Annotated in this window: 21 protein-coding genes; 7 read left to right on the top strand and 14 right to left on the bottom strand. The window is 73.2% G+C overall.

Going from position 1 to position 26,721, the window contains the following annotated elements; translation table 11 throughout:
- Positions 1-128: 128 nt before the first annotated feature.
- Genes ACFYXK_RS07525 through ACFYXK_RS07510 form a run of 4 tightly spaced genes read left to right on the top strand, consistent with a single transcriptional unit; the run spans position 129 to position 3,196 of the window.
- Complete coding sequence (locus ACFYXK_RS07525; RefSeq protein WP_389410214.1) at positions 129-704, top strand: hypothetical protein; 576 nt, start codon at positions 129-131, stop codon at positions 702-704.
- Complete coding sequence (locus ACFYXK_RS07520; RefSeq protein WP_389410213.1) at positions 701-1,159, top strand: ferritin-like domain-containing protein; 459 nt, start codon at positions 701-703, stop codon at positions 1,157-1,159. The genes ACFYXK_RS07525 and ACFYXK_RS07520 overlap by 4 nt, the downstream gene beginning before the upstream one ends.
- A 16-nt stretch (positions 1,160-1,175) precedes the next feature.
- Positions 1,176-2,078: an aminoglycoside phosphotransferase family protein gene (locus tag ACFYXK_RS07515; RefSeq protein WP_389410212.1), complete on the top strand. Its 903-nt coding sequence runs from the start codon at positions 1,176-1,178 to the stop codon at positions 2,076-2,078.
- 44 nt (positions 2,079-2,122) lie between these two features.
- On the top strand, positions 2,123-3,196 hold the full coding sequence (locus ACFYXK_RS07510; RefSeq protein WP_389410254.1) for an SPFH domain-containing protein: 1,074 nt from the start codon (positions 2,123-2,125) through the stop codon (positions 3,194-3,196).
- 63 nt (positions 3,197-3,259) lie between these two features.
- On the opposite strand, the gene ACFYXK_RS07505 is transcribed toward ACFYXK_RS07510, so the two are convergent.
- From ACFYXK_RS07505 to ACFYXK_RS07455, 11 genes are all read right to left on the bottom strand, one after another.
- Positions 3,260-4,957 carry a proline--tRNA ligase gene (locus ACFYXK_RS07505; protein ID WP_389410211.1) on the bottom strand — a complete coding sequence of 566 codons (1,698 nt, stop codon included), beginning with the start codon at positions 4,955-4,957 and terminating at the stop codon, positions 3,260-3,262.
- A 42-nt stretch (positions 4,958-4,999) separates the two neighbouring features.
- Positions 5,000-5,572: a GNAT family N-acetyltransferase gene (locus tag ACFYXK_RS07500; RefSeq protein WP_389410210.1), complete on the bottom strand. Its 573-nt coding sequence runs from the start codon at positions 5,570-5,572 to the stop codon at positions 5,000-5,002.
- 80 nt (positions 5,573-5,652) lie between these two features.
- A complete protein-coding gene (locus ACFYXK_RS07495; RefSeq protein WP_389410209.1) occupies positions 5,653-6,498 on the bottom strand; it encodes a GNAT family N-acetyltransferase in 846 nt (281 codons plus the stop codon).
- A 163-nt stretch (positions 6,499-6,661) separates the two neighbouring features.
- On the bottom strand, positions 6,662-7,819 hold the full coding sequence (gene ispG / locus ACFYXK_RS07490; protein WP_383515159.1) for a flavodoxin-dependent (E)-4-hydroxy-3-methylbut-2-enyl-diphosphate synthase: 1,158 nt from the start codon (positions 7,817-7,819) through the stop codon (positions 6,662-6,664).
- A 175-nt stretch (positions 7,820-7,994) separates the two neighbouring features.
- Complete coding sequence (locus ACFYXK_RS07485) at positions 7,995-9,296, bottom strand: M50 family metallopeptidase (RefSeq protein ID WP_383515162.1); 1,302 nt, start codon at positions 9,294-9,296, stop codon at positions 7,995-7,997.
- Positions 9,293-10,546: a 1-deoxy-D-xylulose-5-phosphate reductoisomerase gene (gene dxr, locus ACFYXK_RS07480; RefSeq protein WP_389410208.1), complete on the bottom strand. Its 1,254-nt coding sequence runs from the start codon at positions 10,544-10,546 to the stop codon at positions 9,293-9,295. The genes ACFYXK_RS07485 and dxr overlap by 4 nt, the downstream gene beginning before the upstream one ends.
- Positions 10,547-10,566: 20 nt before the next feature.
- Positions 10,567-11,913 carry a hypothetical protein gene (locus tag ACFYXK_RS07475; RefSeq protein WP_389410207.1) on the bottom strand — a complete coding sequence of 449 codons (1,347 nt, stop codon included), beginning with the start codon at positions 11,911-11,913 and terminating at the stop codon, positions 10,567-10,569.
- A 77-nt stretch (positions 11,914-11,990) separates the two neighbouring features.
- Complete coding sequence (locus ACFYXK_RS07470) at positions 11,991-13,934, bottom strand: acyl-CoA dehydrogenase family protein (RefSeq protein ID WP_383515168.1); 1,944 nt, start codon at positions 13,932-13,934, stop codon at positions 11,991-11,993.
- A gap of 419 nt (positions 13,935-14,353) precedes the next feature.
- Entirely contained in the window at positions 14,354-15,799 is a 1,446-nt protein-coding gene (locus ACFYXK_RS07465) for an aldehyde dehydrogenase family protein (RefSeq protein WP_389410206.1), read from the bottom strand.
- A gap of 180 nt (positions 15,800-15,979) precedes the next feature.
- The gene (locus tag ACFYXK_RS07460; protein ID WP_389410205.1) at positions 15,980-17,560 is read right to left on the bottom strand and encodes a PucR family transcriptional regulator; all 1,581 of its coding nucleotides are present in this window, start codon (positions 17,558-17,560) and stop codon (positions 15,980-15,982) included.
- 99 nt (positions 17,561-17,659) lie between these two features.
- Entirely contained in the window at positions 17,660-19,771 is a 2,112-nt protein-coding gene (locus tag ACFYXK_RS07455) for an ATP-binding protein (protein WP_389410204.1), read from the bottom strand.
- A gap of 248 nt (positions 19,772-20,019) precedes the next feature.
- Between ACFYXK_RS07455 and gabT the strand changes: the two genes are divergently transcribed.
- From gabT to ACFYXK_RS07440, 3 genes are all read left to right on the top strand, one after another.
- Positions 20,020-21,366: a 4-aminobutyrate--2-oxoglutarate transaminase gene (gabT, locus tag ACFYXK_RS07450; RefSeq protein ID WP_389022295.1), complete on the top strand. Its 1,347-nt coding sequence runs from the start codon at positions 20,020-20,022 to the stop codon at positions 21,364-21,366.
- Between the two features lie 133 nt (positions 21,367-21,499).
- Complete coding sequence (locus ACFYXK_RS07445; protein WP_389410203.1) at positions 21,500-22,270, top strand: phosphatase PAP2 family protein; 771 nt, start codon at positions 21,500-21,502, stop codon at positions 22,268-22,270.
- A 40-nt stretch (positions 22,271-22,310) separates the two neighbouring features.
- Positions 22,311-22,763 (top strand): hypothetical protein, encoded by a 453-nt coding sequence (locus ACFYXK_RS07440; RefSeq protein ID WP_389410202.1) that lies wholly within the window; start codon positions 22,311-22,313, stop codon positions 22,761-22,763.
- Here the strand turns inward: ACFYXK_RS07440 and ACFYXK_RS07435 are convergent.
- The 3 genes from ACFYXK_RS07435 to ACFYXK_RS07425 all read right to left on the bottom strand — a co-directional run bounded on the left by ACFYXK_RS07435 (position 22,760) and on the right by ACFYXK_RS07425 (position 26,719).
- On the bottom strand, positions 22,760-24,586 hold the full coding sequence (locus ACFYXK_RS07435) for a chitinase (protein ID WP_389410201.1): 1,827 nt from the start codon (positions 24,584-24,586) through the stop codon (positions 22,760-22,762). The two genes, ACFYXK_RS07440 and ACFYXK_RS07435, sit on opposite strands and share 4 nt — an antisense overlap.
- Positions 24,587-24,671: 85 nt before the next feature.
- Positions 24,672-25,136: a hypothetical protein gene (locus ACFYXK_RS07430; protein WP_389410200.1), complete on the bottom strand. Its 465-nt coding sequence runs from the start codon at positions 25,134-25,136 to the stop codon at positions 24,672-24,674.
- A gap of 164 nt (positions 25,137-25,300) precedes the next feature.
- The gene (locus ACFYXK_RS07425; RefSeq protein ID WP_389410199.1) at positions 25,301-26,719 is read right to left on the bottom strand and encodes an NAD(P)/FAD-dependent oxidoreductase; all 1,419 of its coding nucleotides are present in this window, start codon (positions 26,717-26,719) and stop codon (positions 25,301-25,303) included.
- Positions 26,720-26,721 lie beyond the last annotated feature (2 nt).

The following is a 26,721-nucleotide window of genomic DNA, read 5'->3' as shown; positions in this document are numbered from 1 at the left end:
TTGTGGTTTACGTCGCGTGTCAGGTCAAAGGGTATCCGGTCGCGGAGGGTGTTGCCGTCCTCCGCGGGGACAGGGCCCCGGGTACGGTGATCACACCCTGTCCCGTCATCACCTCCGAGGACGTCGCCGTGCCCTGGACTTCGCCTTTGCGGCTCTCCCGCAGGAGCCTGCTCTCCGGTGCCGCCGGCGTGGCCGGCGCCGCGCTGCTCACCGGGTGCTCCGACGGGGACGGCTCGTCGGACACCGCCGTCGGGGTTCCACTCGAACGGCGGATGCGTGAGACGGCTGTTCGAGACAGTGAGCGGCTGCTGGAACGTTACGACGCCACCGCCCTCGCCCATCCGGCCCTGGCCGCGCGCCTCGCCCCGCTGCGCGCCGCGGTCGCCGCGCACACCGGGGCGCTGGCCTCCGCGGATTCCGCGGCCGGCAGGCCCTCGGGCTCCGCCTCGCCCTCCTCCTCCGCCGCCGCCGGCGCCGCCTCGTCCGCGCCGGCCGGCGCCCCCGCGGTGAGCGGCGAGCCCGTGCCGCCGAAGCCCGAGGAGGCCCTGTCCGCCCTCGCGGACGCCGAGCGGAGCCTGTCCGAGGCCCGGACCATCGCCCTGGCCGGGGCGCCCGGGGAGCTGGCCCGGCTGCTGGCCTCGGTGGCCGCGTGCGGCGCCGTACACGCCTACCTGCTGACCTCGCCCCAGGGAGCCAAGCCGTGAAGCCCGAACCCTCCCCCGCGAACCGCGCCCTCGAGGCCGCGCAGTCGGCGCTCGCCGCCGAGCACGCGGCCGCGTACGGCTACGGGGTCATCGGCGCGCGAGCCTCCTCCGCGCGCTCCGCCGAGGCCCGCGAGGCGCACGGAGGCCATCTGTCCCGCCGGGACGCGCTCGCCCGGACGGTGCGCGAGATGGGCGGTTCGCCGCGGCCCGCGGAGGCGGCGTACGCCCTGCCCTTCGAGGTCCGCACCCCGGCCGATGCCGAGGCCCTGGCCGCCGAGATCGAGGACCGGGTGGCGGGTGCCTACTCCGACCTGGTGCGGGCGGCGGACGGCCGGCTGCGCCGCGAGGCGGCCGACGCGCTGAGCGCCGCGGCCGTCCGCGCGGCACGCTGGCGTGGGGTCGGCGTAGCCTTCCCTGGGCTCACGGAACGTGGAGAACGAGCCCGGACCAGCTGAAAGGGATCACGCACGCATGGCTTTCGAACCGCCGCAGCGGCTTGTACGGGCGCTCGGCGAGACGCCGGATCCGGCCCAGAACGCGGACTGGCTGGGGCAGTTGCCCCGGCTCGCCGAGGAGGCGCTGGCCCGGCGTGGGGTGCGGGCCCAGCGGGTGCAGGCCCCGGGCGGCCGGAGCAGTCTGGTCGTCCTCGTCCACTACGCCGACGGGACCCCGGCCGCGGTGAAGCTGGCTCCGCCGTCCGCGCGGCCCGACCGGGAGCTGGCCGCGCTGGCGCACTGGGGCGGCTTCGGCGCCGTACGGGTCCTCGACACCCGGCACCACGAGGAGGACGGGGCGCTGCTGCTGGAGCGGCTCCACCCGGAGGTGTCGCTGCGGTCGCTGCCGGAGGCGAAGGCCCTGCTGGAGGCGAGCGGGACGCTGCGCAGGCTGTGGGTGACCCCGCCGCCCGGACACCCCTTCGAGACGGTGGCCGAGCGCACCGCGCAGCAGGCGGAGGTGCTGCGCAAGGCCCCGCCGGAGGCCGAGGCGCTGGCGTCCGCCGCGCTCGCGGTCCGCGAGGAGCTGACGGCGCTGCCCGGTGAAGAGCTGCTGCTGCACGGGAACTTCCGGCAGGGCAAGGTGCTGGCGGGCGAGCGGGCGCCGTGGCTGGCGGTCGGCCCGGACCCGCTGGTAGGGGACCGTGCGTACGACCTGGCCCGGCTGGTCCGCGACCGGCTGGAGGACCAGGTCGCGTCCTCGGCGGGGGCGGCGGGCGCCCGGCGCCGCGTGAACAAGCTGGCCGACTCCCTGGAGGTGGACCGGGACCGGCTGCGGGGCTGGACGCTGTTCCGCGCGGTGGAGTCCGGGAACCGGGCGCTGGCCGCGGGGCGGCGCCGGGACGCGGAGCTGCTGCTGGAGTTCGCGGCCTGGTTGTAGGGCATACCGTTTAGGTAGGTATGCACGTCCGGCAGGGGGCCGTCATGGTCGAAGAACTGCTGACAGCGGCGATCGCCGCGGGTGTGGGCGTCCTGGTCTACATGGGCGCCGCGGCCCGGGTGGTGAAGCAGTACGAGCGGGGTCTGGTCTTCCGCTTCGGCAGGCTGCGCGAGGAGATCCGGCCACCCGGCTTCGCAATGATCGTTCCGGTGATCGACCGGATCCACAAGGTGAACATGCAGATCGTGACGCTGCCCGTGCCCGCGCAGGAGGGCATCACGCGGGACAACGTCACGGTGCGCGTGGACGCCGTCGTGTACTTCAAGGTCGTCGACCCGGCGAACGCGATCGTGGCGGTGGAGGACTACCGCTTCGCCGTCTCGCAGATGGCGCAGACCTCGCTCAGGTCGATCATCGGCAAGTCGGACCTGGACGATCTGCTGTCCAACCGGGAGATGCTCAACCAGGGCCTGGAGCTGATGATCGACAGCCCGGCGGTGGGCTGGGGCGTGCAGATCGACCGGGTCGAGATCAAGGACGTGTCCCTTCCCGAGACGATGAAGCGGTCGATGGCCCGACAGGCGGAGGCGGACCGGGAACGGCGTGCCCGTGTCATCAACGCGGACGCGGAGCTGCAGGCCTCGCACAAGCTGGCCCAGGCGGCGGAGGTCATGTCGGAGCAGCCGGCGGCGCTGCAGCTGCGGCTGCTGCAGACGGTGGTGGCGGTGGCCGCGGAGAAGAACTCCACGCTGGTCCTCCCGTTCCCGGTGGAACTCCTGCGCTTCCTGGAACGCGCGGCCCCGCCGCAAACGGCCCCGGACGCACCGCAACACCCGGCGACCACGCCCGCCGACCCCACGCTCGCCGCCGCGGCGGCCCCGGACCCCGCACTGGACGGCCCGCCGGCCCCGGACCCCGCACTGGACGGCCCGCCGGCCCCCGATCCCGCAGTGGACGGCTCCCCCGGCCCCGGCCCCGTGTGGGACGGCTCCGGGGATCCCCGGCCCGGGCTGAACGGATCCCCGGACCCGGGCCCCGGCCCGAGCGTGGACGGCTCCCCGGGCCGGGCCCCGGACGCCGCCACCGCGCCCGGCACGGACGAGGCGCAGGCCGGGTGACCGCACCGGCTGCGCGGGCCCGTGACCGGGAGCGGGTGGCCGGCTGCCGGAGGCGGGCAGGGATCAGGGCGTCAGGCGCGACAGGGCTTCGGCCAGGGGGAGTTCCTCGCGGGTGCCCGTGGCGCGGTGCTGGAGTTCGACCACCTCGTCCGCCGAGCGGCGGCCCGCCACCAGGATCCACGGGACGCCGATCAGCTCCGCGTCCGTGAGCTTCACGCCCGGGGACAGGCCCGGGCGGTCGTCCAGCAGGACCCGCAGCCCGGACCCGGCCAGGGCCTCGGCCGCCCGCTCCGCCAGCGCCAGCGGCACCGCCTTGCCCGCCGCCACCACGTGGACGTCCGCCGGGGCCACCGCCGCCGGCCAGGCCAGGCCCCGCTCGTCGGCGGTCTGCTCGGCCAGCGCGGCCACCGCCCGCGATACGCCGATGCCGTACGAGCCCATCGTGACCCGCACCGGCTTGCCCTCCCGGCCCAGCACGTCCAGCCCGAACGCGTCCGCGTACTTGCGGCCCAGCTGGAAGATGTGCCCGATCTCGATCGCGCGGTCCAGCCGCAGACCGGCCCCGCAGCGCGGGCAGGGGTCGCCGGGCTCGACGACGACCACGTCGAGGTACTGGTCCACCTCGAAGTCCCGCCCGCAGACCACGTTCCGGGCGTGCGTGTTCTCGCGGTTGGCCCCCGTCACCCACGAAGTGCCGGGCGCGACACGGGGGTCGGCCAGGTAGCGGACCTTGCCGAGACCCTGCGGTCCCACGTAGCCGCGTACCAGGTCGGGGCGGTCGGTGAAGTCCTCGGCCGTCACCAACTCCACGACCGCCGGGGCCAGATGCTCGCCGAGCTTGCCGAGGTCCACCTCCCGGTCGCCGGGTACGCCCACGGCCGTGATCTCGCCGTCGACCTTCACCAGGAGGTTCTTCAGCGTCGCCGACGCGGGCACACCCAGGTGCGCGGCGAGGGTCTCGATCGTCGGGGTGTCGGGGGTGTCCACCTCCTCGAGCGCGGGGTGCTCGGCGTCCACCGGGGTCAGCGCGAAGGTCACGGCCTCCGTGTTCGCCGCGTAGTCGCACGACGGGCAGTCCACGAAGGTGTCCTCGCCCGCCGGCGCGGGCGCCAGGAACTCCTCCGACGCCGAGCCGCCCATCGCCCCCGACACCGCGGACACGATGCGGTGGTCCAGGCCGAGGCGCTCGAAGATCCGCTGGTACGCGGCCCGGTGCAGGGCGTAGGACTCCGCGAGACCCTCGTCGCTCACGTCGAAGGAATACGAGTCCTTCATCTGGAACTCGCGGCCGCGCAGCACGCCGGACCGCGGCCGGGCCTCGTCGCGGTACTTGGTCTGGATCTGGTAGAGCATGACCGGCAGGTCCTTGTAGGACGTGCACTGGTCCTTGACCACCAGGGTGAAGATCTCCTCGTGGGTGGGGCCGAGGAGGTAGTCCGCGCCCTTGCGGTCCTTGAGCCGGAAGAGCAGGTCCCCGTACTCCGTCCAGCGCCCGCTGACCTCGTACGGCTCCTTCGGCAGCAGCGCCGGGAGCAGCACCTCCTGGGCCCCGATGGCGTCCATCTCCTCGCGGACGATGCGCGAGACGTTGTCGAGGACCTTCTTGCCGAGCGGCAGCCAGGTCCACACGCCCGCGGAGCTGCGGCGGACGTATCCGGCGCGGACGAGGAGCCGGTGGCTGAGGGTCTCCGCGTCGGCCGGGTCCTCGCGGAGGGTCTTGGCCATGAGACGGGACATGCGCTGTACGTGTTGCGATGACATGACGGGAGGCTACCCGGGGCACCCGGCCCCCCGGAAACCGTTTCAGGCGCGGCGCAGCGGCAGCGGGGCCCCCATCACGGCGTACGGGAGGCTCGCGCTCGGGAAGTGCACCTGGCGGGCCAGGTCGGCGTAGCCGAGGGCCCGGTAGAGCCCGCGGGCCGGGCTCTCGGTGTCGATGGCGGAGAGGATGGAGCGGGGCTCCTCGGCGGCGTCGGTGAGCCGGGTGATGAGGGTGCGGCCGACGCCGTGGCCCTGGAACCCGGGGTGGACGTGCAGCTCGGTGATCACGAAGGCGCCGTCGAGCCAGCCGTCGTGGCCCTCGGCCCGCAGGTACGGCTCGACGACCGAGGACCACCAGTAGGCCCGGTCGTTCGGCATCCCGTACACGAACCCGGCGAGCGCCCCGTCCTCGGTGAACGCCCCGAGGGCGCGGGCTCCGCGGCAGGTCATGTGGCGCTGCACGATGTAGCGCCGGATGCCGACCTCTTCCTCGCTGAGCCCGAAGGCCACGGCCTGCACGCGCAGCGCCTCGTCCACGCGGTCGGCGAGGTCGAAGGGACCGATGCGGAGTCCGGCGGGCCGGTCGGGGTCGTCGCCCCCGGGGGTAGGCAGCATGCGGCCGACCTTACTGGGCACGCCCCGCCCCCGTCCGTACGGCCCCCGCCCCGGCCGAACCCCGGGGCCGAGCGGCGCGTTCAGAAGAGCACGCTCATGAACGCGCCCACCTCGCGGAACCCCACCCGCCGGTACGCCGCCCGCGCAGCGGTGTTGAAGTCGTTGACGTACAGGCTCACCACGGGCGCGACATCGCGCAGCGCGAACTCGACGACGGCGGCCATCCCCGTCTCGGAGTGCCCGCGGCCGCGGAACTCGGGGTCCACCCACACGCCCTGGATCTGGCAGGCCCTGGCGGTCGCGGCGCCGATCTCCGCCTTGAAGACGACCTTGCCGTCCTCGATGCGGGCGAAGGAGCGGCCGGTGCCGACCAGCTCGGCGACCCGGGCCTGGTAGAGCAGCCCGCCGTCGCCGGCCATCGGCGAGACGCCGACCTCCTCGGTGAACATGGCCACGCAGGCGGGCATGATCAGGTCCATCTCGTCCTTGCGGATCCGCCGCACCAGCGGGTCGGGGCGCACGTTTGCGGACGTCTGCTCGGTGACCATGAGCGGCTGGTGGGAGCGGACGTCGCGGGCCGGTCCCCAGCTGGGCTCCAGGAGCCGCCACAGCAGCCGGGTGGCGTCGGCGGGGCCGACGATGGAGGAGCAGCGGCGGCCGGTGCGGCGGGCCCGGTCGGCGAAGGCGCGGACGGCGTCGGGGTCGGCGCAGACGGGGACCAGGTTGGCGCCCGCGTAGCAGAGGGAGCGCAGCTGCCCGTCGGCGTAGTAGCCCCACATCTCGCCGCCCAGGCGCCAGGGGTCGAGTCCGGCGACCTGGACCCGGGAGGTGACGAAGGCGTTCTCGACCGGCTCGCGTCCGAGGACTTCGAGGGCGGCGTCGAGATCACTGGGCTCAAGGACCCGGGTGGTGGTCTGCGTCAACACTGGGGCCTCACCATACAAGTCTGCTGATCTCCGAACTGTACCCGCCGCCACCGGAGGATGCCTGGTCCCACGGGTCACGAAAAAGCCCCGGCCCCGCCCGCGAGCTGCGGGAACGGGGCCGGGGCCGATGCGTGCGGGGCGCCAGCCGGGGCGCCCGGGGTGCTCAGACGCCGATGGCGACGGTGGGCTCGCCGGACATCACGCCGTCCTTCTCCATCTGCTCGGCGATCTTCATCGCCTCTTCGATGAGGGTCTCCACGATCTTCGACTCGGGGACGGTCTTGATGACCTCGCCCTTCACGAAGATCTGGCCCTTGCCGTTGCCGGAGGCGACGCCGAGGTCGGCCTCGCGGGCCTCGCCCGGGCCGTTGACGACGCAGCCCATGACCGCGACGCGCAGCGGGACCTCCATGCCCTCCAGGCCCGCCGTGACCTCCTCGGCCAGCTTGTAGACGTCCACCTGGGCGCGGCCGCAGGACGGGCAGGAGACGATCTCCAGGCGGCGCGGCTTGAGGTTCAGGGACTCCAGGATCTGGATGCCGACCTTGACCTCCTCGACCGGCGGGGCCGAGAGGGAGACGCGGATGGTGTCGCCGATGCCCTCGGAGAGCAGCGCGCCGAAGGCGACGGCGGACTTGATGGTGCCCTGGAAGGCGGGGCCGGCCTCGGTGACGCCGAGGTGCAGCGGGTACGTGCACTGGGCGGCGAGCTGGCGGTAGGCGTTGACCATGACGACCGGGTCGTTGTGCTTGACCGAGATCTTGATGTCGCTGAAGCCGTGCTCCTCGAAGAGGGAGGCCTCCCACAGCGCGGACTCGACCAGCGCCTCGGGGGTGGCCTTGCCGTACTTCTTGAGCAGGCGGGCGTCGAGGGAGCCGGCGTTGACGCCGATGCGGATCGGAGTGCGCGCGTCGTTGGCGGCCTTCGCGATCTCCTTGACCTTGTCGTCGAACTGCTTGATGTTGCCCGGGTTCACGCGGACGGCGGCGCAGCCGGCGTCGATCGCGGCGAACACGTACTTGGGCTGGAAGTGGATGTCGGCGATGACCGGGATCTGCGACTTCTTCGCGATGACGGCGAGGGCGTCGGCGTCGTCCTGGGTCGGGCAGGCCACGCGGACGATCTCGCAGCCGGAGGCGGTCAGCTCGGCGATCTGCTGGAGCGTGGCGCCGATGTCGGAGGTACGGGTGGTGGTCATCGACTGCACCGAAACGGGTGCGTCGCCACCGACGGCCACCGAACCGACCTGGATCTTGCGGCTGACCCTGCGGTCGGCAAGCTTCGTCGGCACGGCCGGCATTCCGAGAGAGATGGCAGTCATCTGCTGTGCAACCCCAAGGTGTGGATCAAGGTCCCGAGATCGGCGGGCTCCAGGCTTCGAGATTACGCCAACCACGGGGCGGCCCCTGCATCCGAGGGCCCGGAACACCCGAACGTAGGGAGCCGGGCACGAAGCGTGCCCGGCTCCCTACGCGTCCGGCGTACATGCGGACGTACTAGGTGATCTTGATCGGGTTCACCACGTCGGCCACGAGCACGAGCAGCGTGAAGCAGACGAACACGCCGGCCACCACGTACGCGGCGGGCATCAGCTTCGCCACGTCGAACGGGCCGGGGTCGGGGCGCCGGAAGACCCGGGCCACGGTGCGCCGGACCGACTCCCACAGGGCGCCCGCGATGTGCCCGCCGTCGAGCGGGAGCAGCGGGAGCATGTTGAACAGGAACAGCGAGAGGTTGAAGAACCCGACGAGCTGGAGGAAGAACACCAGCCGCTGCTCGGCCGGGATGTCCAGGGTGGCGATCTCGCCGCTGATCCGGGCCGCGCCGACGATGCCCATCGGGGAGTCGGGCTCGCGCTCGGCTCCGCTGAAGGCCGCGTCCCACAGGGCCGGGATCTTGGCGGGCAGCTTGAGCAGCCCCTGGACGCTGTTGTCGACGACCTCGCCCATGTGGTCGACGGACTGGCCGAAGGACAGCGGGGCGATCTCGCTCTTCGGGCTGAAGCCGAGCCAGCCGGCCGTCACGTACCGGCCCTTGACGTACCCGCCGTGGCCGTCCGTCTTGGCGACCTTGTTCTCGATCAGGTTGACCGGGAGGGTCTGCTGCTTGCCGTCCCGGACGACCGTGACGGTGGCGGGGCCGACGGTGTCGCGGATCTGCTTCTGCAGGGCGGCCCAGTCGGCCACCTTGTGGCCGTTGAACGCCACGATCCGGTCCCCGGCCAGCAGGCCGGCGGCCTTGGCCGGGGCGACCGGGTCGCCGGCCTTGCAGATCTCGCGCTTCTCGCTCTGCTGGATGACGCACGGCGAGACGCTCGCGACCTGCGTGGTCGTCTGGTTGATCCCGAAGCTCATCCAGACGCCGAAGAAGATCGCCAGGGCCAGCACCAGGTTCATGAACGGGCCCGCGAACATCACGATCACGCGCTTCCACGGCCTGCGCGTGTAGAACAGCCGGGTCTCGTCGCCGGGCTGGAGCTCCTCGTACGCCGCCGAGCGCGCGTCCTCGATCATCGAGCGGAACGGCGAGGTCGACCGGGCGGTCACCTTGCCGTCCTCGCCGGGCGGGAACATCCCGATCATGCGGATGTAGCCGCCCATCGGGATGGCCTTGATCCCGTACTCGGTCTCGCCCTTGTGGCGCGACCAGATGGTCGGGCCGAAGCCGACCATGTACTGGGGCACACGGATGCCGAAGAGCTTGGCCGTCGAGAGGTGGCCGAGCTCGTGCCAGGCGATGGAGACGAGCAGCCCGAATACGAAGATGAGTATTCCGAGCACCGTCATGAGTGCTGTCATGCGCGCGCCTCCACGGCGGCCCGGGCCGCCATCTCCTGTGCCCGGGCCCTGGCCCAGGTCTCCGCTTCGAGGACGTCCGCGACGGTGAGAGAAGTTCCCGCGTCCGGCGTCCCGTGCTCATCGACCACGGCAGAGACCGTATCCATGATTGCTGTGAACGGCAGCCGACCGGCCAGGAACGCCTCCACGCACTCCTCGTTCGCCGCATTGAACACGGCGGGGGCGGTGGAGCCCAGGGTGCCGACGTGCCGGGCCAGTCCCACCGACGGGAAGGCCTCGGTGTCCAGCGGGAAGAACTCCCAGGTCGAGGCCTTGGTCCAGTCGAAGGCCGGGGCCGCGTCCGGGACGCGCTCGGGCCAGCCGAGGCCGATCGCGATGGGTCCGCGCATGTCCGGCGGGGTGGCCTGGGCGAGCGTGGAGCCGTCGGAGAACTCCACCATCGAGTGGACGTAGGACTGCGGATGGACCACGACCTCGATGCGGTCGAAGGGGATGTCGTAGAGCAGGTGCGCCTCGATGACCTCCAGCCCCTTGTTGACCAGGGTCGCCGAGTTGATGGTGATCACCGGGCCCATGGCCCAGGTGGGGTGCGCGAGGGCGTCCTTGACGGTGACGCCGGCCAGCTCGGCGCGCGTGCGGCCGCGGAAGGGCCCGCCGGAGGCGGTGACCACGAGCTTGCGCACGTCGGCCCGGGTGCCGGCGGCGAGCGCCTGGAACAGGGCCGCGTGCTCGGAGTCGACCGGGATGATCTGGCCGGGCTTCGCGAGGGCCTTGACCAGCGGGCCGCCGACGATCAGCGACTCCTTGTTGGCCAGGGCCAGGGTCCGGCCGGCCTTCAGCGCGGCGAGGGTGGGCGCGAGGCCGATGGAACCGGTGATGCCGTTGAGGACGGTGTGGCACTCGGAGGCGGCGAGCTCGGTCGCCGCGTCGGGCCCGGCCAGGATCTCGGGCAGCGGCTCGGAGGGCCCGTACTGGGCGTTCAGCGCCTCCTTCAGGGCCGGTACGACGTCCTCGCGGGCGACGGCCACGGTGTTCACCCGCAGCTGCCGGGCCTGCTCGGCCAGCAGCGCGACGCGCCCGCCGGCGGCGGACAGCGCCGTCACCCGGAACCGGTCGGGGTTGCGCAGGGCGAGGTCGATGGCCTGGGTCCCGATGGACCCGGTGGACCCGAGGATGACGATGTCCCGCCGGCCGGCCGCGGGGTCGAAGAGGAGGTGCGGATCGGCGAGGGGGGCTGGGCGGTCGCTCATGCCCCCATTGTTGCCGCAACTCAGGAGCGGTTGGACACGGAGTCCCCGTGAACGGCTCCGGCGAGCAGTTCGGGCAGTGTTCCGGCGAAGTCCGGGAGGGCGCGGGCGGCCCGCCACCAGGCGTCGGCGTCGCCGCCGAGGGCCGCTTCGAACAGCCGGTCCGCCTCGGCGCGGGCGGCCAGGACCGCCGGGTGGTGGTCGTGGCGGTCGGGGTGGTCCACCTCCCCCAGCCAGTGGCCCTCGTCCAGGGCCCAGGCGGCGGGGGCCTTGTGCCGGATCACGTCGGCGCCGGCCAGGATGCCGTCGTCGAGGCAGGCGCGGACCCAGCGGACGTCCTCGCGCAGATCGCCCATGGCGTTGGGCACCCCGAGGCTCGCGAGGGCCAGCTCGCGGTTCACGCTGTCGTCCGGCACCCACGCGGATCCCGGCGCGAGGGCGTCCACGGCCGCGGCGAGGCCGGGTATCGCGGCCTGCGGCGGCGGCGCGGCCCCGGCGGCGACGGCGGCCGCCAGCTCGGGCAGGGTGCCGGTGGACCCGGGGGCGTGGCGGTGCAGCTCGGCCCACAGCCTCGGGTCGTCGCCGAGCGCCGGGCGCAGCACCCGCAGCAGGGCGGAGCGCATCCCGGCCCACTCGGCCAGGTTCCAGCCGAGTCCGCCGGCGGCGTGGGCCTGCCCGAGGAGCAGGGCCCGGTGGGCCGGTGCGACGGCCGCCGCGAGCTCGTCGAAGGTCAGGGTGCCGGTCCGGACTGCGCGGACCGCCGGCCGGTGCCATGCCGGTCCGTACGAGGTCTGCGCGCGGGTGTCGAGCAGTGCGAGCCGGGTCCGCCGGTCCGGATCGGCGACCAGCAGCAGGGCTTCCACGGAGCCGGGCGGCAGCGGGGCGCGGGCGTGCTCGCGCAGCAGGGTCTCGGGGTCGAGCTCGTGCGGGAGGGCCAGCACGTCGAGCGGGATGCGCGGCCGGCGGCTGCCGTGCCGGCGCAGCAGCCCGATGAGCTCGGGGCCGGTCAGCGGCGGCCCGGCGGGCCCCGCGGCGGACGGCGGCGGCGCGAGCGGGCGGCCGAGCTCGGCGCCGAGGGTGGCGAGCAGCTCCGGCGAGGGGCCGGGGCGGGCCGCGTACCGCGCGGGGCCGGGCAGGCCGGGCAGCGGTCGGCCGTGCACCTGCGGGCTGCGGGCGATGGTGCGGCGGTCCTCGTCGGTGCCCTCGCGCAGCAGCAGGGTGACCGCGGAGGCCGGGAGGTACTCGTCCCGGCACAGGAACCGGCGGGTGGGCGCGTCGAGCCGCCCAAGGAGGTCGGAGGCGACGGCGTCCGGTGCGTGGCGCAGCAGGAGCGCCACGCACCAGGCGAGCCGTCGGCTCTCCCTGTCCACGTTCACATGCATCCGCTTCCCCGGGTTCCCTGTCGCCAGTGTCGTACGCCTGACGGGCACCCGGCGATGATCGCAGGTCAGCGGATGGGTCGGTGGACGTTCTTCTGAGTCGACGGGCCGGGGGTGGCGTCCGCGATCCAGGGGCCGTCGCCGGAGGGGTCGAGCACGCCCTCCTCGAGCCACGTGTAGGTGCCGGAGAGCACCCCGGCGACGACCTTGCGGTCCAGGTCGTCGGTGTTGGACCAGAGCCTGCCGAAGAGCTCCTCGACGCGGATCCGGGACTGCCGGCAGAAGGCGTCGGCCAGCTGGTAGGCCTCGCGGCCGTGCTCCCCGGAGGCCCGCAGGTGCTCGGCGCGCACGCAGGCGGCGCTCATCGCGAAGAGCTCGGCGCCGATGTCGACGATCCGGCCGAGGAAGCCCTGCTTGGTCTCCATGCGGCCCTGCCAGCGGGACATGGCGTAGAAGGTGGACCGGGCGAGTTTGCGGGCGCTGCGCTCGACGTAGCGCAGGTGGACGGAGAGGTCGGGGTGGCCGCCGGGGTGGAAGGCGCGGTACGCGCCGGGGACCTGGCCGGGGCCGGTGGCGAGCTTGGGCAGCCAGCGGGCGTAGAACCCGGCGGCGCGGGCTCCTGCCTTGGCCTTGTCGCCGAGCGCCTTCTCGGGGTCGATGAGGTCGCCGGCGACCGACAGGTGGGCGTCGACGGCCTCGCGGGCGATCAGCAGGTGCATGATCTCGGTGGAGCCCTCGAAGATCCGGTTGATGCGCAGGTCGCGCAGCATCTGCTCGGCGGGGACGGCGCGCTCGCCGCGGGCGGCCAGCGACTCGGCGGTCTCGAAGCCGCGCCCGCCGCGGATCTGGACGAGCTCGTCGGCCATCAGGCAGGCCATCTCGCTGCCGTAGAGCTTGGCGAGGGCGGCCTCGATGCGGATGTCGTTGCGGTCCTCGTCGGCCATCTGGGAGGCCAGGTCGACGACTGCTTCGAGGGCGAAGGTGGTGGCGGCGATGAAGGAGATCTTGGCGCCGACGGCCTCGTGCCGGGCGACCGGGCGGCCCCACTGCTCGCGGACGCCGGACCATTCGCGGGCGATCTTCAGGCACCACTTCCCGGCGCCGACGCACATGGCGGGCAAGGACAGCCGGCCCGTGTTCAGGGTGGTCAGCGCGATCTTGAGCCCGGCGCCCTCGGCGCCGATTCGCTGTGAGGCGGGCACCCTGACCTGGTGGAAGCGGGTGAGGCCGTTCTCCAGGCCGCGCAGGCCCATGAAGGCGTTGCGGTGCTCGACGGTGATCCCGGGGGAATCGGCCTCGACGACGAAGGCGGTGATCCCGCCGCGGTGGTTCTCCGACTTCGGCACCCGGGCCATCACCACCAGCAGGTCCGCGACGACCCCGTTGGTGGTCCAGAGCTTCACACCGTCGAGGACGTAGGCGTCCTCCCCGTCGGGGACGGCGGTGGTGGCCAGCCGCGCGGGGTCGGAGCCGACGTCCGGCTCGGTGAGCAGGAAGGCGCTGATGGCGGTGGTCGCGCAGCGCGGCAGGAAGGTTTCCTTCTGCTCCTGGGTGCCGAACATCTTCAGCGGCTGCGGGACGCCGATCGACTGGTGGGCGGAGAGCAGGGCCCCGATGGCGGGGCTGACCGACCCGACGAGGGCCAGCGCCTTGTTGTAGTACACCTGGGTCAGGCCCAGCCCCCCGTACTTGGGGTCGATCTTCATGCCGAGGGCGCCGAGCTCCTTGAGCCCGCGCACGGTCTCGTCGGGGATCTTGGCCTCGCGCTCGATGCGCGCGCCGTCGATCTCGGTCTCGCAGAACGCCCGGAGCCGGGCCAGGAAGGCCTCGCCGCGCCGGACGTCCTCGTCCGCGGGCATCGGGTGCGGGTGGATCAGGTCGAGCCGGAAGTGCCCCAGGAACAGTTCCTTGGCGAAGCTGGGCTTGCGCCAGTCCTGTTCCCGGGCCGCTTCCGCGACCTGCCGTGCCTCGCGCTCGGTCACCTTGGGCTGTGCGGGCTGTGTTGCGGACATGAGGGGACTCACCTCGCCGCCGGAGTCGGTGGTACCGGCCTACTGGCCGGTGCTACCTGTGAGTCGTACCCTCTCCGGCCCTCCGGGAAAAGCCGGGGCGGTCCGAGTGAGGGAAAACGAGCCCGGCCGGGCGGTTACCTCCCGGCGAGTGAGCCGAAAGGGACGCGCCGACCGCACCCCGGCGAGTGAGCCGAAAGGGACGCGCCGACCGCACCCTGGCGAGTGAGCCGAAGGGGGCGCGCCGGCGAAGAAGGCCGAGCGCCCGGAGAAACGGCGAGGCACGAGCCGTTTCGAGGACGCACGGTCTTCTGGAGCCGGCATCAGCGCCCCCGGAGGCGAACCGAGCCGCAAACAAAAGGGGGACGGCCGGAGCCCCCGCACAGTAGGCTCCGGCCGTCGGCTTGCGGGCCGTACGAGATTCAGATGTCGAGGCCGGTCAGGACCAGGACCCGCTCGTACGTGTAGTCGTCCATCGCGTAGCGGACACCCTCGCGGCCGACACCCGACTGCTTGACGCCGCCGTACGGCATCTGGTCGGCGCGGTAGGACGGCGCGTCGCCGACGATCACACCGCCGACCTCGAGCTCGCGGTGGGCGCGGAACGCGGTCTGGATGTTCCGGGTGAAGACGCCGGTCTGCAGGCCGAACTTCGAGTCGTTGACGGCGGCGAAGGCCTCGTCGGTGTTCTCGACCTTCGTCAGCGTCAGCACCGGCCCGAAGACCTCCTCGACGGCGAGGGTGGTGTCGGCGGGCAGGTCGGCGATGACGGTCGGCTCGTACGAGGCACCCTCGCGCTTGCCGCCGGTGAGCAGCTTGGCTCCGGCGGAGATCGCCTCGTCGACCCAGGACTCGACGCGCTTGGCGGCGTCCTCGGAGACGAGGGGGCCGACGTCGGTGGCGGAGTCGGACGGGTCGCCGGTGACCTGCGCCTGGACCTGGGCCACGACCTTCTCGACGAGGCGGTCGTAGACGGAGGCGTCGGCGATCACGCGCTGCACGGAGATGCAGGACTGGCCGGCCTGGTAGTTCGAGAAGGTCGCGATACGGGTCGCGGCCCAGTCGAGGTCGGCCTCGGAGGACCAGTCGTCCAGGACCACGGCGGCGGCGTTGCCGCCGAGCTCCAGGGTGCAGTGCTTGTGGGGCACCGACTGCTGGATGGCGTAGCCGACCTTGTCGGAGCCGGTGAAGGAGATGACGGGCAGGCGCTCGTCCTTCACCAGGGCGGGCATCTTGTCGTTGGCGACCGGCAGGACCGACCAGGAACCGGCCGGGAGGTCGGTCTCGGCGAGCAGCTCGCCGAGGATCAGGCCGGAGAGCGGGGTGGCCGGGGCCGGCTTCAGGATGATCGGCGCGCCGACGGCGATGGCCGGGGCCACCTTGTGGGCGCACAGGTTCAGCGGGAAGTTGAACGGCGCGATGCCGAGGACCGGGCCCTTGACGAAGCGGCGGGTCAGGGCGAGACGGCCGACGCCGCCGGCGTCGGTGTCGAGGCGCTGGGCCTCTCCGCCGTTGAAGCGGCGGGCCTCTTCGGCGGCGAAGCGGAACACGGACACCGCACGGCCGACCTCACCGCGGGCCCACTTGACGGGCTTGCCGTTCTCGGCGGAGATCAGCTGGGCGATCTCCTCGGTGCGCTCGGCGAGGCGCTTGGACACGTGGTCCAGGGCGGCGGCGCGGACGTGGGCGGGAGTCGCGGAGAACTCGGCCGTCACGGCGTACGCCGCGGCCACGGCCTCTTCGACCTGGGCGTCGGTGGGCACGCTGACGGTGCCGACGAGCCGGTTGTCCCACGGGGAGTGGACGTCGAAGCTGTCCTCGCCGGTGGCCTGGCGGCCGGCGAGCCAGAAGGCGTGGGTGGAAGTCATGCGAATCCCGGCCCTTCGAGTGTGTGCGGGGTCCTTGTCCCCTCCACCGTAGGACTCCGTCCGGGTTTCGGCGTTTATCCGGGGTGGAGTGTGCGGGCCCCGCCCCGCGCCGCTTTGTCACTGTCGCCGCCCCGTCCCGCTGCGCGGGGGCGGGGGCCGCGCAGCGGCGGCCCGGCGCGGCTACGCCGCGGGCGAGGTGGCCTTGAGGGCGAGCCACAGCTCCATGCGGACGTCCGGGTCGTCCAGGGAGCGCCCCAGGATCTCCTCCACCCGCCGCATCCGGTACCGCAGCGTATGCCGGTGCACGCCCAGGTCGGCGGCGGCCGCATCCCACTGCCCGTGCCGCGACAGCCACGCCTGCAAGGACGCCACCAGATCCCCGCGCCCCTTCTCGTCGTGCTCGCGCAGCGCCCGCAGGGTGCCGTCCGCGAAGGCCCGTACCGCCTCGTCCGCCAGCAGCGGGAGCACCGACCCCGCCGCCAGGTCCTCGTGCTCCACCATCGGCCGCCCCCGCCGCCGGGCCACGGCCAGGGCCTGATCGGCCTGCTTGAAGGCCGCCGACACCCCCGCAGGCACCGCGGCGGCGGACAGGCCGATCACCAGCTCGTCCGGCTCCGGACCCGTCGCCTCCCGCCCGCGCCGCGACTCCAGCGCCTCCGCGTGGTCCGCGCACGCCTGCACCGCCGAGCCCCCGTCGGCCGCCAGTACCACCAGCCGCCCCGGCTCCGGCACCACCAGCAGCGCCTCCCCCGACCGGGCCGCCGCCGATTCCACCGCGTCGGCCAGCAGCGCCAGCCCCTCCGGCTGCGCCGTGCCCGGCAGCGCCGGCTCCGCCACGATCAGCCGGAACGGCGCCTCCAGCAGCGCCCCGTACAGGTCCCCGGCCACCGCCCGTGCGTGCTCGGCCTCCCCGTCGAGCAGCATCCGCAGCACCGCCGCCCCGAGCCGGGACTCGGCGTCGTGCAGCGACCTCGAGCGCTCGGTGGTCAGGGTCAGCAGGGCCACTGCCGAGTGCACGGCGTACCGCTCGGCCGTGCCCAGCGGGGCGCCGGTGCCGACGGCGAGGGCGCCGCGGGCCCGCCGGCCCGTGCCCAGCGACTGGAGCTCGACCCGGTCCTCCGAGCCGCCGACCACCGCGCTCGCCGGCGCCGGCCGCTCCCGCAGCCGCTCCACGTCGGGGGTCAGCCGGGCGGCCCTGCGGGCGGCCCACTCCGGGGCGGCCGCGACCACCGCGCCCGAGGTGTCGTACAGGGCGGCCCAGCCGTGCACGTGCGCGGCCAGCTTCGACAGCAGCTCGCCGGGGCCGTCGGCGGACAGCGCGGCCCGCGTCAGCTCCCGCTGCGCCTCGAACCCGGCGGTCACCGCGCGGTACTGGTCCGCGGCGAGGGCCGCCGAGACGGCCTTGCTGATCGCGAGGAACGGGGTCCTGCGCGGCACCTCCAGCAGCGGCAGGTCCTCGGCCCGGGCGGCTTCGACCAGCGCCTCCGGGACCGCCTCGTAGTTCACGCCGACGGCGAAGCCGATGCCGACGACCCCGGCCGCGGCGAGGCGGCGTACGTACCGGCGCATCTCCTGCGGATCCTCCGCGTCCAGCTTCATCGCGGTGATCAGGAGCAGCTCGCCGCCCTCCATATAGGGGACGGGGTCGGCGAGCTCGCTGACGTGGGCCCAGCGGACGGGGGTGTCCAGACGGCTCTCCCCCGCCCGGACGCTGAGCTTGAGCGCCGAGTGCTGGACGAGCGAGGCGAGGGTGAGCGGCATCGGGTACCAGGGGCCTTAGGGGAAGGAGGGGCGCGGCGCGGAATTTCGCCTTGTCGTATGAACGACTCCCCTCGATTCTGCCACCTCGTACGGGTCGGCTCAGCCCGTCGCGGCCAGCCGGACCAGCAGCGGAGCCGCCCGCTCGCCGCGGACCGAGGTCAGCGAGAGCACCGCGTACCCGGGCGGTACGGCGTGCGCCAGCTCGGAGGCCGACCACCGTTCGCGCTCCACCTGGCGCACGGTCACCGCGTCCGTGGTCACGGCCTTGCCGGTGACCAGCTTGCGGAAGGCGTGGATGGCCCGGGTCAGCGGCTGGTCGGCGAAGACGGTCCGGTGGGTGACGTCGCGCGTCTCCACCCACTCGGTGCCCCAGGCTTCGGCGAAGCGCTTGCCGTCCCAGGTGGTGACCCCGGAGAAGGCCATCCGGCAGCCGACGGCCCCGAGCAGCGGGGTGCGCAGCGCCTCCGGTACGTCGTCCAGCGTGCGCAGCGTCAGCAGGACGCCCGCGTTCGCCGAGCGCAGCCGCTGCAGGCCCCGCACGGTCTGCGGGGTCAGGGTGTGCGAGGCGTCGTCGAAGGCGAGGAACGCGAACAGGGACCGGTCGGCGCGGGCCGCGGCGGAGGCGTTGAACTGCGCCAGCAGCAGCCGGGCCAGGATGCGGGAGGCGTCGGCGTGGCCGCGCTCGGGCAGGTCGATGCGGACGCGCAGCGGGTGCTCCAGGGCGCGCAGCGAGAAGGGCCGCCCCTGTCCGGTGGTGTCGAAGAACCCGGCGAAGGCGGGCCGGTCGAGCAGGGCCACCCGGTCCGCGAGGGCCGGTCCCGGGTCGCCCTGGGCCGCGTACTGCCGTTCGCGTGCGTCGAGTTCGCGCAGCATCACCTGGTGGCCGGCGGCTTCGAGGGCGCTGCGCAGTGCGCCGAGGGCCTCGGGTACCCGGTCGAGCAGTTCGCGCAGTTCGGGCACGGCGGGGAAGCGGCCGTACGCCGCGCGGAACGGGCCGAGCAGCTGGGCGAGGGCCGTCGCGGCCCGGCGTACCTCCAGGCCGGGGACGTCGCCGACGAAGGCTTCGGCGAGCAGGGTGGCCGCCTCGTCGGCGTCGGTGGTGCCGCCGTAGAGGTCGAGGTCGTAGACGGATTCGGGGTCGCCGACGCGGACCACGACGTCGTACGCGGTGTCCGGCCCGAGCTGGGTGCCGGCCGAGGCGACGGCGATGACGGCGGCCTGTCCGGCGAGCGCCTGGAGGGCGAGCGATTCGACGACGGGGCGCACCAGCTGCCGGGTCTTGCCCGCGCCGGAGGGGCCGACGGCCAGCAGCGAGGTGCCGAGGACGGCGGGGTCGAGGGCGAGGCGGGTCCCGCGCCGGCCGTACGGGTTGCGCTCGCTGTCGTCGACCGTGCCGAGGAGCACTTGGCGGGCCAGCAGGTCGTGCCGCGCGGCCCGGACGGGCAGGTCCCGGGCCCCGGAGGGGTGGACGCAGGCGCCCGCGCCCTTGTCGCGCACGGCGTCGGCGAAGGCGGCGGCCCGCGCGGGCTCGGCCCGCACGGACTCCCAGGCGCGCCGGATCCGGGCGTAGTCGACGTCGTTCATCCGCCCGGACCCGGCCTCGGCCCCGAGCCGGTCGGCGATCTCCCCGAGCCCGGCCCCCCGCACCTGCGGCCAAGCAACGGGATCCTCGGGCCCGCCCTCCTCGGGCCGGGCGGGGACGGCGGCCTGCACGGCCTGTACGGCGCGGCTGCGGAGCATCCGGCGGGCCAGTTCGGGCCAGCGGCCGAGCCGCCCGAAGCCGACGGTCAGGGTGGCGATGACCAGGCCGTACCAGATGTAGGAGGCCACGACGGAGGGGAGCTTCCCGGCCCAGGAGTCGGGCGTGAACATGTAGAGGGGCCAGAGCCAGAAGCCGCCCAGGTAGCCGTTCCACAGCAGGGACCACAGCAGCAGCCCCGCGAGCAGGGCGATCAGCGCACCGCTGATCAGCTGCCGGGTGGGGGTCCGCTCGGGTTCCTCGGCGGCGCGCGGCACGTGTCCGTACGTCCACACGCCGGGCCCGTCGGAGCTCCGCGGCGTGCGCAGCCAGTCGGTGAGGGACGGGCCGGGGTCGGCGGGGGCGTGGGCGGGCTTCGGCGGGAGTGCGGGCGGCGGGCCGGCGGGCCGCGGGACGTGCCCGGCGCGCGGCGGCCGCTTCTCGTCCGTGCCGTACGTGCCGTCGGTGTCCATGAAACCCCTGCCCCCTGCCCGTGCCTGCGCTGCGTCGCTCAATGTAGTTGCCCGGAGGCGGCCGTGGGCCCGTACCGGCCTGTACTGCCGCCGCGTCCACAAGACATGCGGCATGTCCTTCCTATGGCCGTCACGGACAAGGACACGCGGGCACCACTCCCGAACGGAGCATGCCGTACCCCCTCCCCCGGGCCTAGCCTGCGGACAAAGACACAAGTGCGTCCGAAAACACCCCCCAGGAGCCCTCTATGACCGCTGTCCCGCAGGAGCGCCGCATCGTCACCGCGATCCCCGGCCCCAAGTCGCAGGAGCTGCAGGCTCGCCGTCTCGAGACGGTCGCCGGCGGCGTGGGCTCCGTGCTCCCCGTCTTCACGGCCCGCGCGGGCGGCGGCATCATCGAGGACGTCGACGGCAACCGCCTCATCGACTTCGGCTCCGGCATCGCCGTGACCTCCGTCGGCGCCTCCGCCGAGGCCGTCGTGCGCCGCGCCTCCGCGCAGCTCGCGGACTTCACCCACACCTGTTTCATGGTCACGCCGTACGAGGGTTACGTCGAGGTCTGCGAGGCCCTCGCCGAGCTGACCCCGGGCAACCACGCGAAGAAGTCGGCGCTGTTCAACTCCGGTGCCGAGGCCGTCGAGAACGCCGTCAAGATCGCCCGTGCGTACACCAAGCGCCAGGCCGTCGTCGTCTTCGACCACGGCTACCACGGCCGTACGAACCTGACGATGGCGCTGACCTCGAAGAACATGCCGTACAAGAACGGCTTCGGCCCGTTCGCCCCCGAGGTCTACCGCGTCCCGGTCGCGTACGGCTACCGCTGGCCCACCGGCGCCGAGAACTGCGGCCCCGAGGCCGCCGCCCAGGCGATCGACCAGATCACGAAGCAGATCGGCGCCGACAACGTCGCCGCGATCATCATCGAGCCGGTCCTCGGCGAGGGCGGCTTCATCGAGCCGGCCAAGGGCTTCCTGCCGGCGATCGTGAAGTTCGCCAACGACAACGGCATCGTCTTCGTCGCCGACGAGATCCAGTCCGGCTTCTGCCGCACCGGCCAGTGGTTCGCGTGCGAGGACGAGGGCATCGTCCCGGACCTGATCACCACCGCCAAGGGCATCGCGGGCGGTCTGCCGCTCGCCGCCGTGACCGGCCGCGCCGAGATCATGGACGCCGCGCACGCGGGCGGCCTGGGCGGCACCTACGGCGGCAACCCGGTGGCCTGCGCCGGTGCGCTGGGCTCCATCGAGACCATGAAGGAGCTCGACCTCAACGCCGCGGCGAAGAAGATCGAGTCCGTCATGAAGGCCCGCCTGACGGCCATGCAGGAGAAGTACGACATCATCGGCGACATCCGCGGCCGCGGCGCCATGATCGCGATCGAGCTGGTCAAGGACCCGGTCTCCAAGACCCCGTTCCCGGAGGCGGCCGGCGCGCTCGCCAAGGCCTGCCACGCCGAGGGCCTGCTCGTCCTCACCTGCGGCACCTACGGCAACGTGCTCCGCTTCCTCCCCCCGATCGTCATCGGCGAGGACCTGCTGAACGAGGGCCTGGACCTCATCGAGGCGGCGTTCGCGGCCATCGGCACGGACGTCTGAGCGACCCTCCGAACACGAGAGCCCGCCGGTACCCCCGGTAACGGGCGGAGGCTGTGAAGAAGATGTGGGGGGCCGATGGCAGGAGCGCGATCCTGCTGTCGGTCCCCTTTCCGCTGCCGTACGGTTTCTGCAGATGAGTGAGACACCCCGCTCCCGGGAAACCGGGGGCGACACCAGTACCGGGCTTCCCCAGCGCCGCACTGGGCCTGCGTTCGCGCACACTCCTCACCGATCGGACGGCCGTTCGCCCCAAACCCCCCGGGGCGCTCGGCAACCCGATCCGGGCGGCCGTCCCGGAACCATCCCCCCTGTTCCGGGACGGCCGGCCACTCTCCTCCTTCTCTCCCTGCTGGGGCTCGCCCTGACGACCTGGCAGGTACTGGTCTCGGGTCCGCTGCTCTCGCCGGACGAGCGCCTCAGCCGCGCCCTGGTCCGCACGGTCCCCGACTCCGTCACCGAGCGCCTCTCCGACCTCGGCAACGTGCCGGTCGCCGTGCCGGTCCTGGTGCTGGCGATGGCGTACTCCGTCCGGCGCTCCCGAGCCTGGGCCCCGGCCCTGACCGCGGGGCTGGCGATGGCCCTGGTCCCGGCCGTGATCGTGCCGCTGAAGGAGTGGACCGCCCGTCCGGGGCCCCTGGAGCCCTGGGCCGCCGGCTACTACCCCTCCGGCCACACCGCCACCTCGGCCGTCGCCTACATCGGCGCGGCCCTGCTGGTCTCCCCGTACACGCGCCGCCCCTGGCCCATGGCCGTCGCCCTGTTCCTGACGGCCGCGACGGCCACCGGCCTGATCCTGCGCGGCTGGCACTGGCCCGTCGACGTCCTGGCCAGCTGCTTCCTGTGCACGCCCCTGCTGCTGGCCGTCGCCCGCGCCGTACGCCGCGCTGTCAGACCTCCCACCTAGCCTGACTCCCGTTCTGCATCGGCGAGAGAGGGGTGGCGCGGTGGGTGCCAGCGGCTGGGACTACGTGACGGAGTACGAGGGCAGCGTCGAGGCGTCGCTGGCCGCCCTTCAGGCCCGGGTGTTCGCGCAGGAGTTCGGGGAGATGGGCGACTACCCGGACCTGTCCGCCCTGTGGGCCGACCACGAGTTCATGGGCACGCAGGGCACGCACACGATCCTCGACGTGGTGCGGGTCGTCCCCGGCCCGAAGGAGGAGGACGGCACCGTCCGGCCCCTCGGCCCCGGCCGGCTGCTCCACCACTTCGGGACGGACCGGCCGACCGTGGCCCAGTACGAGGAGGCACTCGCGCGTGCGGAGCGGGCGATGAGCCACCAGGAGTACACGCAAAGCCTGCTGGGCGAGGCCGACCTGCGCTGGAGCGGGCTGTACGTCCTGCTGTTCACGGACGGGCAGCCCACCCACGTCGCCTTCTACGGCTCCTCCGGCGACTAGCCGCCGAAGTACGCGTCGAAGTTCTTCGAGAACTCCCAGCCGCCGAAGCGGTCCCAGTTGACCGACCAGGTCATCAGGCCGCGCAGGGCGGGCCAGGTGCCGTGCGTCGCGTAGGTGCCGCAGTCGGTCTTCTTCGTCAGGCAGTCCAGCGCCTTGTTCACCTCGGCGGGCGCGGTGTGGCCGTTGCCCGCGTTCGTCGTGGCCGGGAGTCCGATCGCCACCTGGTCCGGGCGCAGCGGCGGGAAGACGCGCGCGGTGTTGCCCGCGACCGGGAAGCCGGTGAGCAGCATGTCGGTCATGGCGATGTGGAAGTCGGCCCCGCCCATGGAGTGGTACTGATTGTCGAGGCCCATGATCGAGCCCGAGTTGTAGTCCTGCACGTGGAGCAGGGTGAGGTCGTCGCGCAGGGCGTGGATGACCGGGAGGTAGGCGCCGGCGCGCGGGTCCTGGCCGCCCCAGGGGCCGGAGCCGTAGTACTGGTAGCCGAGCTGGACGAAGAAGGTCTCCGGGGCCATGGTCAGGACGAAGTCCGGGCCGTACTTGGCCTTCAGCGTCTTGACGGCGGAGATCAGGTTGACGATCACCGGGGTGGTGGGGGCGCGGAAGTCGGTGTCGCCCGTCGCCAGGGAGAGCGAGTGGCCCTCGAAGTCGATGTCGAGCCCGTTGAGCCCGTACTCGTCGATGATCTTGCTGACGGAGGACACGAAGGTGTCGCGGGCGGCCGTGGTGGCGAGCTGGACCTGGCCGTTCTGGCCGCCGATCGAGATCAGGACCTTCTTGCCGGCCGCCTGCTTGGCCTTGACGGCCGCCTTGAACTCGGCCGCGGATTCCACGTTCGGGCATTCGCTCACCGGGCAGAGCGAGAAGCGGATGTCCCCCGAGGTCACCGACGTCGGCTCGCCGAACGCGAGGTCGATGACGTCCCAGGAGGCGGGTACGTCGGCCATCCGGACGTAGCCGGAGCCGTTGGCGAAGCTGGTGTGGAGGTAGCCGACCAGGGCGTGGGCCGGCAGGCCGGGGTTGCCCGGGTTGCCACCGCCGCTCGTCGTGGAGGCGGGGACGGGGGCGCTCTTCGCGGACTCGCCGGCCGCGTTCACCGCGCTGACCTGGAAGGTGTACGCGGTGGACGCGGCGAGTCCGGTGACCGTCGCCGACGTCCCGGTGACGCTCACGGGCGCGGCGCCGTCCCGGTGGATCTTGTACGAGGTGGCTCCGGTTGCGGCCGTCCAGGAGAGGTCGATGCTGTTCGCGGTGGCGCCGGATGCGGTCAGGCCGGTGGGGACGGCCGGGGGCCGGGGCTGGCCGGGCCCGGAGCCGCCCGGGTCGGGGCCGACGAGCGTGACGTCGTCCGTGAGGTGCGCAGGCTGGCCGTACCAGCCGTGCGTGTAGATCGTCACGGAGGTGGTGGCCGCGCCCGTGCGGAAGGTCGTGCTCAGCTGCTTCCAGGCGCCCGGGGTCTGCGTCCAGGTGGACACGTCGGTGGTACCGGTCCCGGCCGCGCCGAGGTAGACGTACGCGCCCTGCACCCAGGCGCCGAGCGTGTACGTGGAATCGGGCTTGACGGTGACGGTCTGGGAGCAGCGGGCGTTGTCCTGGCCGGCCGGGGTGGCCTTGAGGGCAGAACTTCCGCCGTGGACGGGTGTGGTGACGACGGCTCCGCTGCCGGCCGAGCAGCTCCAGCCGTCGAGCCCGGCTTCGAAGCCGCCGTTGCGGGCGAGGTCGGCGTCGGCCGCGGCGGCCGGCTGGCCCGCGGCGAGGAAGCCGGCCACCGCGAGGGCGGCCGCGGTGAAGAAGGCGGCCGTTCTGGTTGGGGGGATGCGCACAACTGCCTCCGGAACATGGGGGGATGGAGCCAGGCCGCCGGTGGAGCGGCAGCGGCGCCCAACATGGTCCAGACCAATGCCCTTGTCAAGGCTTCCGGCTCTCCTCCCCCACCGCCCGGGCCGCGGCCTCGTGCATCGCGAGCTCCAGCAGCACCGGGTCGGTGAGCGTCCCGCGGCCGTCCGGGACCACCAGCCAGCGCACCCCGCCCGTGTGCCGGCCGGGGTACGGGACCACGATCCAGGTCCCGCGCCCGGCTCCCCGTACGCCGGTGGCGATCCAGCGGGACGCCGTACCCGGGGGCACGAAGAAGCCCAGCCGCGAGTCGGCGAAGTCGGCGAGCACCGGGCCGGGCCGGTGGAGGAACTGCATCAGGACCTCGAGGGCCGCCTGCCCCAGCTCCCCGGGCAGGATCAGCACGTCCCACTGCCGGCCGGCGGGCAGCAGGGCGACCCCGAGGGGGTTGCGCTCCCACTCCCACCGGCAGGCGTCGGGGTCCGGCGCCGCCGACGCGAGCCATTCCACCGCGGTCCTGATCTGCGAGCCCTGCATCGCCCGGCCTCCGTTCCTCTGGGGTGAGGTGTCCTCACCGGGAGAGAGCGGAGCCGGGCCCTGCGATGACGCGGGTTTCACCACCCCGTGGTGGTGAAACGGCTCACGGCACGGACCGCGGCGCGCGCCGGGGGCCTGCGGGCCGTCGTGCGGTCATGGTTCGGTCAGCTGTCGAAGCCCAGGCCGAGCTTGTCCAGGGCCTTCAGCCACAGGTTGCGGCGCCCGCCGCGGGCGTCCGCCCGGGCCAGGGACCACTTGGTGAGGGTGATCCCGGTCCAGGCGAAGGGCTCCGGCGGGAACGGCATGGGCCGGGACTTCACCATCTCCAGCTCGGTCCGCTCGGTGCGGGCCCCGTCCAGCAGGTCCAGCATCACGTCGGCGCCGAAGCGGGTGGCGCCGACCCCGAGCCCGGTGTAGCCGGCCGCGTAGGCGACCTTGCCGCCGTGCGCGGTGCCGAAGAAGGCGGAGAAGCGCGAGCAGGTGTCGATGGCCCCGCCCCAGGCGTGGCTGAACTTGATGCCCTCCAGCTGCGGGAACGCGCTGAAGAAGTGCTGTGCGAGCTTCAGGTACGTCTCGGGGCGGTGGTCGTACTCGGAGTCGAGCTTGCCGCGGTAGGGGTAGATGGCGTCGTAGCCGCCCCACAGGATGCGGTTCTCCGGGGTGATGCGGAAGTAGTGGAACTGGTTGGCGCTGTCTCCCAGGCCCTGGCGGCCCCGCCAGCCGATGGCCCCCAGTTGTTCGGCGGTCAGCGGTTCGGTCATCAGCGCGTAGTCGTAGACCGGGACCGTGAACGGGCGGATCCGCTTGACCAGGGACGGGAAGATGTTCGTGCCCAGCGCCACCCGCCGGGCGTAGACCCGCCCGTACGGGGTGCGTACGGCCATCCCGGCGCCCGAGGCGGCCAGGGACAGCCCGCGGGTGTTCTCGTAGATCCGCACGCCCAGCGACAGGCAGGCCTCCTTGAGGCCCCAGGCGAGCTTCGCGGGGTTGAGCATGGCGACGCCGTCGGTGTCCCACAGGCCCGCGAGGAAGGTCGGCGAGTCGACCTCCGCGCGCAGCTCCTCGCGGTCCAGCCAGCGCGAGCCGCCCGCGAGGCCGAGCTTCTGCGCCTCCTCGTAGAGCTCGCGCAGCTCCTCGACCTGGTGGGGCTCGGTGGCCACGTCGATCTCGCCGGTGCGCTCGAAGTCGCAGTCGATGCCGTAGCGGGCGATGGCCGCCTCGATCTCGTCGAGGTTGCGGGCGCCCAGCTCCTCCAGCTTGGCGAGCTCGCCCGGCCAGCGGGCCATGCCGTTCGCGAGGCCGTGCGTGAGGGAGGCGGCGCAGAAGCCTCCGTTGCGTCCGGAGGCGGCCCAGCCCGCCTCCTTCGACTCGATCAGGACGACGTCCCGGGCGGGATCGCGCTCCTTGGCGATCAGCGCGGTCCACAGTCCGCTGTACCCGCCGCCGATGACGAGCAGGTCGCAGGCCTCGTCCGAGGTCAGCGCCGGCTGTGCGGCGGGCTTGCCGGGGTCGTCCAGCCAGTACGAGACCGGCAGTGCTTCGGAAAGCGATTGAGCAACACTTCGCATGGCGACTGGGGCCATGG

Origin of the sequence: Streptomyces sp. NPDC002209 (assembly GCF_042890265.1) — a bacterium.
Lineage (GTDB): Bacteria > Actinomycetota > Actinomycetes > Streptomycetales > Streptomycetaceae > Streptomyces.
This window is presented reverse-complemented; position numbering and strand designations above follow the sequence as displayed.

Bases quoted from the DNA above. Each gene is read 5' to 3' on its own strand.
- gabT (WP_389022295.1), top strand. From the start codon at position 20,020: ATGACCGCTGTCCCGCAGGAGCGCCGCATCGTCACCGCGATCCCCGGC.
- ACFYXK_RS07515 (WP_389410212.1), top strand. From the start codon at position 1,176: ATGGCTTTCGAACCGCCGCAGCGGCTTGTACGGGCGCTCGGCGAGACG.
- ACFYXK_RS07430 (WP_389410200.1), bottom strand. From the start codon at position 25,136: ATGCAGGGCTCGCAGATCAGGACCGCGGTGGAATGGCTCGCGTCGGCG.
- ACFYXK_RS07425 (WP_389410199.1), bottom strand. From the start codon at position 26,719: ATGGCCCCAGTCGCCATGCGAAGTGTTGCTCAATCGCTTTCCGAAGCA.
- dxr (WP_389410208.1), bottom strand. From the start codon at position 10,546: ATGAGCGACCGCCCAGCCCCCCTCGCCGATCCGCACCTCCTCTTCGAC.
- ACFYXK_RS07465 (WP_389410206.1), bottom strand. From the start codon at position 15,799: ATGACTTCCACCCACGCCTTCTGGCTCGCCGGCCGCCAGGCCACCGGC.
- ispG (WP_383515159.1), bottom strand. From the start codon at position 7,819: ATGACTGCCATCTCTCTCGGAATGCCGGCCGTGCCGACGAAGCTTGCC.
- ACFYXK_RS07510 (WP_389410254.1), top strand. From the start codon at position 2,123: ATGGTCGAAGAACTGCTGACAGCGGCGATCGCCGCGGGTGTGGGCGTC.
- ACFYXK_RS07460 (WP_389410205.1), bottom strand. From the start codon at position 17,560: ATGCCGCTCACCCTCGCCTCGCTCGTCCAGCACTCGGCGCTCAAGCTC.
- ACFYXK_RS07445 (WP_389410203.1), top strand. From the start codon at position 21,500: ATGAGTGAGACACCCCGCTCCCGGGAAACCGGGGGCGACACCAGTACC.
- ACFYXK_RS07500 (WP_389410210.1), bottom strand. From the start codon at position 5,572: ATGCTGCCTACCCCCGGGGGCGACGACCCCGACCGGCCCGCCGGACTC.
- ACFYXK_RS07455 (WP_389410204.1), bottom strand. From the start codon at position 19,771: ATGGACACCGACGGCACGTACGGCACGGACGAGAAGCGGCCGCCGCGC.
- ACFYXK_RS07470 (WP_383515168.1), bottom strand. From the start codon at position 13,934: ATGTCCGCAACACAGCCCGCACAGCCCAAGGTGACCGAGCGCGAGGCA.
- ACFYXK_RS07485 (WP_383515162.1), bottom strand. From the start codon at position 9,296: ATGACAGCACTCATGACGGTGCTCGGAATACTCATCTTCGTATTCGGG.
- ACFYXK_RS07505 (WP_389410211.1), bottom strand. From the start codon at position 4,957: ATGTCATCGCAACACGTACAGCGCATGTCCCGTCTCATGGCCAAGACC.